Annotated in this window: 11 protein-coding genes; 9 read left to right on the top strand and 2 right to left on the bottom strand. The window is 70.6% G+C overall.

The genetic code is table 11. The annotated features are described in order from the left end of the window. Positions 1 to 100 precede the first annotated feature (100 nt). The 5 genes from ACFYWS_RS05395 to ACFYWS_RS05375 are packed head-to-tail and all read left to right on the top strand — an operon-like array spanning position 101 to position 5718. Positions 101 to 1717 carry an ABC transporter substrate-binding protein gene (locus tag ACFYWS_RS05395; protein ID WP_389269796.1) on the top strand — a complete coding sequence of 539 codons (1617 nt, stop codon included), beginning with the start codon at positions 101 to 103 and terminating at the stop codon, positions 1715 to 1717. A 36-nt stretch (positions 1718 to 1753) separates the two neighbouring features. Then, positions 1754 to 2677 carry an ABC transporter permease gene (locus ACFYWS_RS05390; RefSeq protein ID WP_389269794.1) on the top strand — a complete coding sequence of 308 codons (924 nt, stop codon included), beginning with the start codon at positions 1754 to 1756 and terminating at the stop codon, positions 2675 to 2677. Then, positions 2670 to 3593, top strand: a complete 924-nt coding sequence (locus ACFYWS_RS05385; protein WP_389269792.1) for an ABC transporter permease — start codon at positions 2670 to 2672, stop codon at positions 3591 to 3593. Before ACFYWS_RS05390 ends, ACFYWS_RS05385 begins: the two co-directional genes overlap by 8 nt. Positions 3594 to 3599: 6 nt before the next feature. Further along, the gene (locus ACFYWS_RS05380) at positions 3600 to 4586 is read left to right on the top strand and encodes an ABC transporter ATP-binding protein (protein WP_389269790.1); all 987 of its coding nucleotides are present in this window, start codon (positions 3600 to 3602) and stop codon (positions 4584 to 4586) included. Then, positions 4570 to 5718: an ABC transporter ATP-binding protein gene (locus ACFYWS_RS05375; RefSeq protein WP_389269788.1), complete on the top strand. Its 1149-nt coding sequence runs from the start codon at positions 4570 to 4572 to the stop codon at positions 5716 to 5718. Before ACFYWS_RS05380 ends, ACFYWS_RS05375 begins: the two co-directional genes overlap by 17 nt. 141 nt (positions 5719 to 5859) lie before the next feature. Here ACFYWS_RS05375 and ACFYWS_RS05370 read toward each other — a convergent pair whose 3' ends face one another. Continuing rightward, positions 5860 to 7962, bottom strand: coding sequence for a prolyl oligopeptidase family serine peptidase (locus ACFYWS_RS05370; RefSeq protein WP_389269786.1), 2103 nt, complete (start codon positions 7960 to 7962; stop codon positions 5860 to 5862). 250 nt (positions 7963 to 8212) lie between these two features. On the opposite strand from ACFYWS_RS05370, the gene ACFYWS_RS05365 reads away from it, so the two are divergent. The 3 genes from ACFYWS_RS05365 (at position 8213) to ACFYWS_RS05355 (ending at position 9840) form a co-directional block, all read left to right on the top strand. Beyond that, complete coding sequence (locus ACFYWS_RS05365; RefSeq protein WP_351333402.1) at positions 8213 to 8407, top strand: hypothetical protein; 195 nt, start codon at positions 8213 to 8215, stop codon at positions 8405 to 8407. Positions 8408 to 8470: 63 nt separating this feature from the next. After that, complete coding sequence (gene mshB / locus ACFYWS_RS05360) at positions 8471 to 9373, top strand: N-acetyl-1-D-myo-inositol-2-amino-2-deoxy-alpha-D-glucopyranoside deacetylase (RefSeq protein ID WP_389269784.1); 903 nt, start codon at positions 8471 to 8473, stop codon at positions 9371 to 9373. Beyond that, a complete protein-coding gene (locus tag ACFYWS_RS05355) occupies positions 9370 to 9840 on the top strand; it encodes a DUF6113 family protein (RefSeq protein ID WP_389269782.1) in 471 nt (156 codons plus the stop codon). Before mshB ends, ACFYWS_RS05355 begins: the two co-directional genes overlap by 4 nt. A gap of 209 nt (positions 9841 to 10049) precedes the next feature. Here ACFYWS_RS05355 and ACFYWS_RS05350 read toward each other — a convergent pair whose 3' ends face one another. Then, positions 10050 to 10469: a hypothetical protein gene (locus ACFYWS_RS05350; protein WP_389269780.1), complete on the bottom strand. Its 420-nt coding sequence runs from the start codon at positions 10467 to 10469 to the stop codon at positions 10050 to 10052. An 892-nt stretch (positions 10470 to 11361) separates the two neighbouring features. Here ACFYWS_RS05350 and ACFYWS_RS05345 point away from each other — a divergent pair. After that, a complete protein-coding gene (locus tag ACFYWS_RS05345) occupies positions 11362 to 12885 on the top strand; it encodes a hypothetical protein (protein ID WP_389269778.1) in 1524 nt (507 codons plus the stop codon). The last annotated feature ends 90 nt before the right edge of the window (positions 12886 to 12975 follow it).

Here is a 12975-nt window from a genome sequence, read left to right as displayed (position 1 = left end):
CGCGACTCACCTCATTCGGGTGACCCAGCGGGCGGTCCCCGGTCACCGCAGGTCAAATGTCCCCAAGGCCCGTCCCCGTACCGCCCTCTGGAGGACCCTGATGCGCCTCGGCCTGCGTACCGGTGCCCTGGCCGCCGCCCTGGTGCTTGCAGTGCCCTGGCTCGCGTCCTGTGGGGCCACGGCCACCGAGTCGGGTGTCGTGCGGGCGAAGTGGGGCGACCCGCAGAACCCGCTGGAGCCGGCGAACACCAACGAGGTCAACGGCGGCAAGGTCCTCGACATGATCTTCCGGGGGCTCAAGATCTACGACCCCGAAACCGCCGAGCCCAAGTACGCCGTCGCGAAGTCGATCAGCAGCGACGACGCGCAGAACTTCAAGGTCACGCTGAAGGACGGCTGGAAGTTCGCGGACGGCACGAAGGTCACCTCGCAGTCGTTCATCGACGCCTGGAACTACGCCGCCTACCTGCCGAACGCGCAGATCGGCGCCGACTTCTTCGGCTACATCGACGGCTACGACAAGGTTCACCCCGTCAAGGGGAAGCCCACGGCGAAGAAGCTCTCCGGGCTCAAGGCCGTCGACGACCTGCACTTCACGGTCAAGCTGAATCAGAAGTTCTCGCTCTTCCCCGACATGCTCGGCTACGCCGCCTTCTCGCCGCTGCCGAAGAAGTTCTTCACCGACCACGACGCCTGGCTGGAGAAGCCGTTCGGCAACGGCCCGTACGCGGTGACGGACTACGAGCGCGGCGGCCGCATGAAGCTACGTCTCAACGACGAGTACAACGGCACCAAACCCCGAAACAAGGGCGTCGACCTGCTCGTCTACACCGACGACAACACCGCGTACACCGATGTCGTGGCCGGCCAGCTGGACGTGACCGACGCCGTCCCCGCCGAGCAGCTCAGCAATCTCCACAAGGACATCGACGACCGGTACATCAACACCCCGGCCGGCATCATCCAGACGCTGATGTTCCCGATGTACGACAAGGACTGGAGCACCGCCGACGCCCTCAAGGTCCGCCGCGGCGTCTCGCTCGCCATCAACCGTGAGCAGATCACCGACAAGATCTTCCAGAAGACCCGCATCCCCGCCAAGGACTGGACCTCACCCGTGCTCCGCGAGGAGGGCGGCTACAACCCCGACATCTGCGGCGACCGCTGCGAGTACGACCCCAAGAAGGCCAAGCAACTGATCGACGAGGGCGGCGGCTTCCCCGGCGGCAAACTCGTCGTCAGCTACAACGCCGACACCGGCAACCACAAGCAGTGGGTCGACGCCATCTGCAACAGCGTCAACCGGGTCATGGGCAACTCGAAGTCCTGCGTCGGCAATCCGGTGGGCACCTTCGCCGACTTCCGTACGCAGATCCAGAGCGGCAAGTTCAGCGGCCCCTTCCGCAGCGGCTGGCAGATGGACTACCCGCTGATCCAGAACTTCCTCCAGCCCGTCTACACCACGGGCGCCCCCAGCAACGACGGCAAGTGGAGCGACAAGCGGTTCGACGCGCTGATCAACAAGGCCAACGCGGACCCGGACCCGAAGAGCGCGGTCAAGGACTTCCAGGACTCCGAGCGGATCCTCGCCGAGCAGCTCCCCGCGATCCCGCTCTGGTACCAGAACGGCACCGCCGTCTACGGCACCCGCGTGCACGACGTGAAGCTCAACCCCTTCAGCGTGCCGGTCTTCGAGGAGATGACCGTCAGTGACTGAGAACCACGACCGCTCGGGTTATGTGAGGGAGGTGCCGTGGGGCGTTATGTGATCCGACGGCTGCTGCAGATGATCCCGGTGTTCATCGGCACCACGCTGCTGATCTTCCTCATGGTCAACGTCATGGGCGACCCCACCGCGGCGCTCTGCGGCGACAAGGCCTGCGACCCGGCCACCCAGGCGGCGCTGCGCGAGCAGTTCAACCTCGACAAGCCGCTGGTGCAGCAGTACCTGATCTACCTCGGCAACATCTTCCAGGGTGACTTCGGCACCGCCTTCAACGGCGACTCCGTCTCCGACCTGATGCTCCGCGCCTACCCCGTCACCATCAAGCTGACGTTCGTGGCGATCGTCTTCGAGATCGTCATCGGCATCTCCCTCGGCGTCATCACAGGACTGCGCCGCGGCAAGCCCATCGACACGGGTGTGCTCGTCCTGACCCTGGTCGTGATCTCCGTACCGACGTTCGTGACCGGCCTCGTCGCCCAGCTCCTGTTCGGCATGGAGTGGGGGATCGTCAAACCCTCCGTGGCGTACGAGGCGCCACTGAGCGAGCTGATCCTGCCGGGCCTCGTCCTCGCCTCGGTCTCCCTCGCGTACGTGACCCGCCTGACCCGCACGTCCGTCGCGGAGAACGCCCGCTCCGACTACGTCCGCACCGCCGTCGCCAAGGGCCTGCCGCGGCGCCGCATCATCTGGCGGCACCTGCTGCGCAACTCGCTGATCCCGGTGGTCACGTTCATCGGCACCGACATCGGCGCCCTGATGGGCGGCGCCATCGTGACCGAGCGGATCTTCAACATCCGCGGCGTCGGCTACCAGCTCTACCAGGGCATCCTGCACCAGTCCTCGCCGACCGTGGTCGGCTTCGTGACCGTCCTGGTGATCGTCTTCCTGCTCGCCAACCTCATCGTCGACCTGCTCTACGCCGTCCTTGACCCGAGGATCCGCTATGCCTGAGCCCGTCACCCCGGTCACCGTCGAGGCCCAGCTGACGCCCGGCACACCCGAGGGCGGCGGCGCCGAAGGACCCGCGCGCTCGCTGTGGTCGGACGCCTGGCGCTCGCTGCGCCGCAACCCGGTCTTCATCATCTCGGGGCTGATCATCCTGTTCCTGGTGATCGTCGCGATCTGGCCGCAGCTGCTCACGGGCGGCGACCCCAACGACTGCGACCTCGCCCACGGCCAGGAAACGTCCAGCTCGGGACACCCCTTCGGCTACGACGCGCAGGGCTGCGACGTGTACACGCGCACCGTGTACGGGGCCCGCGCCTCGATCACCGTCGGCGTCTGCGCCACCGCAGGGGTGGCGCTCCTCGGCGGGATCCTGGGCGCGCTCGCCGGCTTCTTCGGGCGGTGGGCGGACGCCCTGCTGTCCCGCGTCGCCGACATCTTCTTCGGCATCCCCGTCATCCTCGGGGGCCTGGTCCTGCTGTCCGTGGTGACCTCGACGACGGTGTGGCCGGTGGTCGGGTTTATCGTGTTGCTGGGCTGGCCGCAGATCTCCCGCATCGCCCGCGGCTCCGTCATCACGGTCAAGGAGAACGACTACGTGCACGCGGCGCGCACCCTCGGCGCCTCCAACTCGCGGATCCTGCTGCGGCACATCCTGCCGAACGCCGTCGCCCCGGTGATCGTCGTCGCGACCATCGCGCTCGGCACGTACATCGCCCTGGAGGCGACGCTCTCGTTCCTCGGCGTCGGCCTCAAACCGCCGGCGGTCTCCTGGGGCATCGACATCTCCAACGCCGCCCCGTACATCCGCAACGCCCCGCACATGCTGCTGTATCCGGCGGGGGCGCTGGCCCTCACGGTGCTGGCGTTCATCATGCTCGGCGACGCGGTGCGCGACGCCCTCGACCCCAAGCTGAGGTAGCCGCACATGGCTTTGCTGGAAGTACGCGATCTGCACGTCGAGTTCCGTACGCGCGACGGAGTCGCCAAGGCGGTCAACGGCGTCAACTACACCGTCGACGAGGGGGAGACGCTCGCCGTCCTCGGCGAGTCCGGCTCCGGCAAGTCGGTCACCGCGCAGGCCGTGATGGGCATCCTCGACATGCCGCCGGGCCGCATCTCCGGTGGCGAGATCCTCTTCAAGGACAGGGATCTGCTGAAGCTCAAGGAGGAGGAGCGGCGGAAGATCCGCGGCGCCGACATGGCGATGATCTTCCAGGACGCGCTGTCGTCGCTGAACCCCGTGCTCACGGTGGGGGAGCAGCTCGGCGAGATGTTCGTCGTCCACAAGGGGATGTCGAAGAAGGACGCGCGGGCCAGGGCCGTCGAGCTGATGGACCGGGTGCGCATCCCGGCCGCGAAGGAGCGGGTGAGCCAGTACCCGCACCAGTTCTCCGGCGGTATGCGCCAGCGCATCATGATCGCGATGGCGCTCGCCCTCGAACCCTCGCTGATCATCGCGGACGAGCCGACGACCGCCCTCGACGTCACCGTGCAGGCCCAGGTGATGGACCTCCTCGCCGAGCTGCAACGCGAGCTCAACATGGGGCTGATCCTCATCACGCACGACCTGGGTGTCGTGGCGGACGTCGCCGACAAGATCGCCGTCATGTACGCGGGCCGGATCGTCGAACAGGCGCCGGTGCACGAGATCTACAAGGCGCCCGCCCACCCGTACACCAAGGGACTGCTGGAGTCGATCCCGCGCCTCGACCAGAAGGGGCAGGAGCTCTTCGCCATCAAGGGGCTCCCGCCGAACCTCATGCACATCCCGCCCGGCTGCGCCTTCAACCCGCGCTGCCCGATGGCCCAGGACGTGTGCCGCACGGACGTACCGCCCCTCGCCCGCGTCTCCGAAGAACGCCGCAGCGCCTGCCACTTCTGGAAGGAGACCCTCGATGCCGCAACAAGGTAAGCACGTGAGCAAGGACGACCTGAAGCGCGAGGGCAGGATCGCCGAACACCTCCTCCACAGGGCGCAGGCCGAGAACGACTACGCGGAGAACGGCTCGGCCTCGGGGCACGAACCCCTCCTCCAGGTACGCGGACTGACCAAGCACTACCCGCTCACCCAGGGCGTCCTCGTCAAGAAGCAGATCGGCTCGGTGAAGGCCGTCGACGGGGTGGACTTCGACCTCGGGCAGGGCGAGACTCTCGGCATCGTGGGCGAGTCCGGCTGCGGCAAGTCCACGGTCGCGAAGATGCTGGTGAACCTGGAGCGGCCGACCGCCGGCGTCATCACGTACAAGGGCGAGGACATCAGCACGCTGTCCGGGCGCGCCCTGAAGGCGGTCCGCCGCAACATCCAGATGGTGTTCCAGGACCCGTACACGTCCTTGAACCCCCGTATGACGGTCGGCGACATCATCGGGGAGCCGTACGAGATCCATCCCGAGGTGGCCCCGAAGGGCGACCGCAGGAGGAAGGTCCAGGACCTCCTCGACGTCGTCGGGCTCAACCCGGAGTACATCAACCGGTACCCGCACCAGTTCTCCGGCGGCCAGCGCCAGCGCATCGGCATCGCGCGCGGGCTCGCGCTGCGGCCCGAGATCATCGTCGCGGACGAGCCGGTGTCCGCGCTCGATGTGTCCGTGCAGGCGCAGGTGGTGAACCTGCTGGACCGTTTGCAGAGCGAGTTCGACCTCAGTTACGTGTTCATCGCGCACGACCTGTCCATCGTGCGGCACATCTCCGACCGGGTCGGCGTGATGTACCTGGGGCGCATCGTCGAGATCGGTTCGGACGCCGAGATCTACGAGCACCCGACGCACCCCTACACGCAGGCGCTGCTGTCGGCGGTGCCGGTGCCCGACCCGGAGGCGCGCGAGGGCCGCGAGCGCATCCTGCTCTCCGGCGACGTGCCCTCGCCCTCCAACCCGCCCTCCGGCTGCCACTTCCGCACCCGCTGCTGGAAGGCGCAGCAGCGCTGCGCGGACGAAGAGCCGCTGCTGGCGGTGCCCGAGGTCTTCCGGGGCGGCGACACTCCGGCGAGCCACCCGTCGGCCTGCCACTTCGCCGAAGAGAAGCACGTCGTGCCGACGGAGTAGGCGCCTGACGGGTCTTTACACGCAGGCAACTCTGCCGACCCGGCGCCGATACGCGCGAAGGCCAGAGTGTTCCGCGTACGGCCGTGCGGGTGCCGTAGAACCGGGCCGGAGCGCATGTCGCTCCGGCCCGGACCCGTTCGCCTACAACCCCAACGACCGCTTCAAGAAGTCCACTTGGAGCAGCAGATTCTCGGCGACCTGCTCCTGGGGCGTCATGTGGGTCACGCCGGACAGCGGGAGCACCTCGTGCGGGCGGCCGTCCGCGAGCAGCGCCGAGGACAGCCGCAGGGCGTGCGCCACGACCACGTTGTCGTCCGCGAGGCCGTGCACGACGAGCATCGGCCGGTGCTGCTCGGCGGCGTCCGTGAGCCCGTCGTCGGTCACCAGGGAGCTCTTCGCGTACGTCTGAGGGGACGCGGCCGGATCGCCCAGGTAGCGCTCCGTGTAGTGCGTGTCGTACAGCCGCCAGTCCGTGACCGGGGCGCCCGCGATGCCCGCGTGGAAGACGTCGGGGCGGCGCAGCACGGCGAGTGCCGACAGGTAGCCGCCGTAACTCCAGCCGCGCATGGCGACCTTGGACAGGTCGAGCGGGAACCGGTCGGCGAGCGCGTGCAGCGCCGTGACCTGGTCGTCGAGGGTGAGTGTGAAGTCGCCGTGGATCGACTTCTCGCGGCCGGGCGAGATGCCGGGCGTGCCCCGGCCGTCCGCGACGATCACCGCGAAGCCCTGGTCGGCGAACCACTGCGAGGTGAGGTGCGGGTTGTGTGCGGACACCACGCGCTGCCCGTGCGGGCCGCCGTACGGGTCCATGAGCACCGGCAGCGGGCCGTCCCCCTCCTCGTAAGAGGAGGGCAGGAGAACGGCGCACGGGATGCCCCCGGCCTCCGTGAGCGTCACGCGCGGCGAGAGCAGCGGGCGCTCGGCGCCCGAGGTGATGTCGGCGACGTGCTTGCCGTCGCGCTCCACGCGTGCGCGTGCGCCGGGTCCGTCGAGTGTCGCGCTCACGAGAACGGTGACATCGCCCGAGCGGACCGCCGAGTGCACGCCCGGCTCGGTGGAGACGCGCTGCACGCCCAGTTCGTTGACGCGGTACACGTGCACCTCGCCGGTCTCCGGGGACTCGGCGTCGGCGCCCGCGGACGCCGAGACCAGTACGTCGCTTTCACCCACGTCGAGCACCGCGCGCACATGCAACTGGGGCCCGGTCAACGGCCGTTCACCGACCGCGAGGACGCGTGCGCCCCCTTCGTCGGCGATCCGCACCAGCTGTCCGCTCGGCGACCAGCCCGGCGACCCGGGGAACAGTTCGAGCCACTGGTCGTCCTCGTCGGCGTGCACCATGCGCGTCGAGCCGTCGTCCGTGTTGACCGCGAGGTAGAGCGCGCTGCGCTGGTCGCGGGCCTGGACCAGGAGCAGCGGGGCGCCGTCCGCCGACCAGTGCACACGAGCCAGGTACGGGTACGCCTTGCGGTTCCAGGTCACCTCGGTGCGGCCGCCGTCGAGGTCGTACGCGAAGAGCCGCACGTCGGCGTTGGGTGTGCCGGCGCGCGGGTAGGCGACGCGGGCCGGCTCCCGGTCCGGGTGCGCGGGGTCGGCGATCCACCAGCGCCGTACGTCCGCGTCGTCGGCGCGGGCCACGAGCAGGCGGTCCGAACCGGGCGACCACCAGTGGCCGCGGTACCGGGACATCTCCTCGGCCGCGGCGAACTCCGCGAGCCCGTACGTCACGGTCTCCGACTCCGGCTCCGCGAGCGCCCGGTCGCCCTCGCCCTCCGCGCCGACGACGCGCAGCGCGCCGCGGGCGACGTACGCGATGTGCCGCCCGTCGGGGGAGGGCCGCGGGTCCAACACGGGTCCGGGCACCCGCAGTTCGCGTGCGGTGCCCACCCGCAGCTCGGCCGCGAACAGGCGCCCCGACAGGGCGAACGTGGCCAGTTCGGCGGCGGCGTCCGTCGCGTAGCCCACGATGCCCGCGCCACCCTCCCGGCTGCGCTCGCGCCGGGCCCGCTCCTCGGCCGACAGGTTCTCCGCCGCCCCTCCGAGCAGGGCCACCGGGTCGGCGGCCACCCGCTCCTGACCACCCGCCACGTCAAGCACCCACAGCGCGTTCGCCCGATCGGTACCCGAAGAGGAACGCAGAAAGACGACGCGCTCGCCGTCCGGCGCCACCGTGAAGGCGCGCGGCGCCCCCAACGTGAAGCGCTGGGTACGCGCGTGCTGACGGGGGAAGGTCTCGATGGTCATTGGTGAAGCCTAGGGCCCTCCTGGCGGATCCGGCTGGGTCCGGACGGCCGTGAACATTCGGTGCCCGCGACTCCAGCAGGATCCGCCAGGAGGGCCCTGGGGAGAGATGAGGTCCGCGCGCCCCCGTGCGCTCCCGGTCGCATCGTGTGCTCCCCGATCGCGACTCGCGCGCGGGCACGGATAGTTATGATCGTTAGCACTGTGTGGGTACGAGTCCGTCGGCGACAGATCACTTTGGAGGAGGACCGCTGTGGCGCTCTCGATCTCGGCCGTGGTGCTGTTCGCGATCATTGTCTTCATCCTGATCAAGAAGTCGGGACTGAAGGCGGGGCACGCGGTGGTGTGTGTGCTCCTGGGGTTCTATCTGGCGAGTTCGTCCGTCGCTCCCACGATCAAGGAGCTGACGACGAACGTGGCGGACATGGTCGGCGGCATCAAGTTCTAGCGGCATCACGTTCTGGCGACATCACGGTCCAGCCGTGTCAGTGGGGCGTTCTAGGCTGTGGGCATGACGGAAATGCCAGGTAGGCGCCTGCTCCTCGTGCATGCGCACCCCGACGACGAGTCGATCAACAATGGCGCCACCATGGCCAAGTACGCCGCCGAAGGCGCCCAGGTCACGCTGGTGACCTGCACGCTCGGCGAAGAGGGCGAGGTCATTCCGGACGAACTGGCGCATCTCGCGCCGGACCGGGAGAACCTCCTCGGCCCGCACCGGATCGGCGAGTTGGCCGCCGCCATGAAGGAGCTCGGCGTCACCGACCACCGCTTCCTCGGCGGCCCCGGGCGCTTCCGCGACTCCGGAATGATGGACGCCCCGCAGAACGAGCGGGAGGGCGCCTTCTGGGCCGCCGATCTCGACGAGGCCGCCGCCGACCTCGTCGCCGTGATCCGCGAGACCCGCCCGCAGGTCCTGATCACGTACGACCCCGACGGGGGCTACGGGCACCCCGATCACATCCAGGCCCACCGCGTCGCGATGCGCGCCGCCGACCTCGCCGCCGAGACCGCCTTCCGGCGCGACCTCGGGGAGCCGCACACGATCGCGAAGATCTACTGGAACCGCGTGCCGCGCACGGTCGTCGAGGAGCGGTTCCGCCTGCTCGCAGGCGTGCTCGACGCCACACCCTTCGACGTCGCCGCAGCGGTGGACGACGTGCCGGGCGTCGTCGACGACGAGCGGATCACCGCGGCGATCGACGGGCGGCCGTACGCCGAGCGGAAGGCGGCCGCGATGCGCGCGCACGCCACCCAGGTCGACGTGCCGGACGAGGGCGCCGTCTTCGCGCTCTCCAACGGACTCGCGCAGCCACTGTTCGACATCGAGTACTACGAGTTGGTGCGGGGCGAGCCCGGATCGCCGTACGAGAAGGACCTGTTCGAGGGCCTTGAGGGAGTGACCGAGCGATGAGCGGCGACAGGAACGGGCGGACCGCGGCGTCCAGCGGCAAGGCGGCCACCGGCGGGCCCGCGGCGCAGAACGTCGACCTGCCCTTCGGCTTCGGCGGCTTCGGCGCGGGGCGGACGGCTGCCCTGCTTGTCCTTTTCATCCTCGGCGCGGTCGTCGCGACCTGCGGGGCGCTCGTCCAAGGAGGCTGGTTCCCGGGCGGGTTGCTGCTCGCGCTCGTCGGGGCGGCCGGCCTGTTCTACGGAGGGGCGCGCCTTGCGCGCGGTCGCGCGGGGGCCGTCGCGCCCGCTGCGGGCTGGGTGCTCGCGGTGATCCTGCTCACCGCGAGCCGCCCCGAGGGAGACTTCTTGTTCGGCGCGGGAGCCGGCTCGTACCTCTTCCTCCTCGGAGGGATGGCCGTCGCTGTGATGTGTGCCACCTTCTGGCTGCCCGTGCAACCACCCACGTCCACCGCCCGACTTGGGAAGTGACGTAGCACTTTGGGTCGTCGCGCGGCGCGTGCGGTTCCGGATTCGCCATCCGTCGCACAGTGACTTCCGGCGGCGGCCAGTATGGTGGTGCGCGCCGCCGAGCAGCCCGCGAGAGGTCGAGACGGGCGGCGGAGCCAACCGGGAGAACCTGCCTTGAGTCGTGAAACTGACAGTTCGTCCTCCGGGCCCCAGGGGCGCGGCGCTGCCGGCTACCCGTCGGGGACGCCTCCGTACGGATCGCCCGCGCAGGGCGCGCCGTCCGGCGACGCCGACGCGACGCCGCCGGGCGAGCAGAGCGCTCCGGAGTCACCCAAGACCGAGACGACGCTGACGACCCGGATCCGGATCAACATCCCCGGCTCCCGGCCGATCCCGCCGGTCGTCATGCGGACGCCGATGAGCGATGTCGACGCCAGCCCGCGGAGCGGCGCGGGCAAGGGAGCGGACGCCGCCCCGGCGGCGCCCTCCTCGTACGGCGGCCCGGCGGACACGGGCTCCGCGCCCGCCGCCCCCGAGCCTTCCGCGCCCACCGCTCCCGCGCCGCAGAGCGAGGAGAAGACGAGCGACTGGTTCGCACCGCGGAGGTCACGCGGCGGCCCGGTGCCGACGGCGGGGGCAGGCGGCGCCACGCCTCCGGCGCCGGGCCTCAACGGAGGCGTTCCGTCTGGCACTTCGGGTGGCTCATCCGGTTCGTCCGGCGGATCCTCGGGTGGTCCGATGAGCGGCCCTGGCGGCGGCTCGTCCGGTGGTGCTTCGGGCGGACCCATGGGCGGTCCGTCCGGCGGCGCTTCGGGTGGTCCGATGGGCGGGTCCACCGGCGGCGCTTCGGGCGGTCCCATGGGTGGCGCCTCTGGCGGTACTTCGGGTGGGCCCCTGGGCGGTTCGTCCGGCGGGGCCTCGGGCGGTCCCATGGGCGGCGCCTCCGGCGGCGCTTCGGGTGGTCCGATGGGTAGGCCTAACGGCGGCTCGTCCGACGGTCCCTTCGGCGGTACTTCGGGTGGTCCGATGGGCGGGTCCACCGGCGGCGCTTCGGGCGGTCCCATGGGTGGCGCCTCTGGCGGTACTTCGGGTGGGCCCCTGGGCGGCTCGTCCGGCGGGGCCTCGGGCGGTCCCATGGGCGGTCCGTCCGGCGGCGTTTCGGGTGGTCCGATGGGCGGGCCTAACGGCGGCTCGTCCGGCGGTCCCTTCGGCGGTACTTCGGGTGGTCCGATGGGCGGGTCCACCGGCGGCGCTTCGGGCGGACCCATGGGTGGCGCCTCTGGCGGCACTTCGGGTGGGCCCATGGGCGGCTCGTCCGGCGGGGCCTCGGGCGGTCCCATGGGCGGCGCCTCCGGCGACGCTTCGGGTGGTCCGATGGGTAGGCCTAACGGCGGCTCGTCCGACGGTCCCTTCGGCGGTACTTCGGGTGGTCCGATGGGCGGGTCCACCGGCGGTTCCTCGGGCGGTCCGATGCGTGGTCCGTCCGGCGGTCCCTCGGGTGGACCCATGAGCGGCCCCACTGGTGGCACTTCGGGTGGTCCGATGGGTAGGCCCACCGGCGGCCCGTCCGGCGGCCCGTCCGGCGGCCCGTCCGGCGGTCCGACGGGTGGGCCCATGGGCACCCCGTCGGGCAGTTCCTCCGGTGGGTTCGACGTGTCCGGTGCCGTGGCGGCAGGTCCCCTCGGTGCGGGCGGCGCCCCCGGTCCCCGCGACGACCTGCCGTTCTTCTCAGCCAACCAGGACCCGGGCGCGCCCGACCGTGGCGAAGGACCCTCGGGCCCCACCACGGGACCGGCCGCGGGCGACAGCCCCATGGTGCCGCCCGGCGCTGCCAACCCGCTGGCCCCCGGCGCCGGTCAGTCGCCGCCGCGGATGAGCGACGACACCGCGATCCTCACGCCGCAGAAGCCGGCCCCGGAGCCGCCCGCGGGGGGCAACACCTCCAGTGGCAACGTCTCGGGTGACACGCTCACCAGCGGCATGCGGGTCGTCCCTTCGGCCGGTGGCGGCCCCAAGGCCCCCGGCGCCTCCGACCCGTTCCAGCAGGGCCCGGACGGCCCCGCGGTGCACACCCCGCCGAAGCTGCCCGACCCGGTGCCTTCCACCCCCGCGCCCAAGAAGAAGGGCCGCAACAAGCTGGTGCTGCTCGGCGCGGGCGTCGTCGGCCTGGCCGGAGTCGCGTACGGCGCGGGCCTGTTGATGAACCACGCCGACGTCCCGAAGGGCACCACCGTCGCCGGCGTCGACATCGGCGGCGGTACCCGCGACGAGGCGACCACCAAGCTGGAGAACGCCCTCGGCAAGCGCACGGAACAGGCGCTGAAGCTGCAGGTCGGCGGCAAGAGCGTGGCGATGGAGCCGGCCCAGGCAGGCCTCTCCTTCGACACCGCGTCGACCGTCGCCGCCGCCGCGGGCAGCGACTACAACCCGGTCTCGGTGATCGGCTCACTGTTCGGCAACGAGCGAGTCGTGGCCCCGGTCATGCCCGTCGACGAGGAGAAGCTGGCCGCGTCCCTGCAGCGGGCCGCGGGCGGCGCCGCCGCGTCCGGCGACGGCACGATCAAGTTCGCGCCGGGCAAGGCCGTTCCCGTCTACGGCAAGACCGGCAAGGGGCTCGACATCGCCCAGTCGGCCGCCGCCGTCAAGGACGCGTACCACGCGCAGATCGAGACCGGCGCGTCCGGAGCGGTCCCGCTGGCGACGTCGACGCAGAAGCCGACGATCGCGGACGCCGAGGTCGACCGGAAGATGCAGCAGTTCGCCGAGCCCGCGATGTCCGGACTGATCACGGTCAAGGCGGGCGGCGCCTCGATCCAGTTCGGCCCCGACAAGTCGCTGCCGAAGATCCTGAGCGTCCAGCCGGTCAACGGGAAGCTGGTCGAGAAGTACAACCTCCCGGAGCTCAAGAAGCTGTACGGCACGACCTTCGACGGCGTCCTCGTCACCCGCGGCACCGGCAAGAAGACGCCGGTCCAGCCCACGGACGTGGCCGCCGCCATCGGCAAGGCGCTGCTCGGCAAGACCTCCGCCGAGCGCACCGCGGAGATCCAGACGAACGCCTCGTAGGCCCGAAGGAGCTCCACCCGCGCACCCGCGCACCCGCGTCACGAGTCCCGCATGACATCCGTCATGCGGGACTCACGCGCACCCCGCCGA

Origin of the sequence: Streptomyces sp. NPDC002795, from assembly GCF_042888725.1 — a bacterium.
Classification (GTDB): domain Bacteria; phylum Actinomycetota; class Actinomycetes; order Streptomycetales; family Streptomycetaceae; genus Streptomyces.
This window is presented reverse-complemented; position numbering and strand designations above follow the sequence as displayed.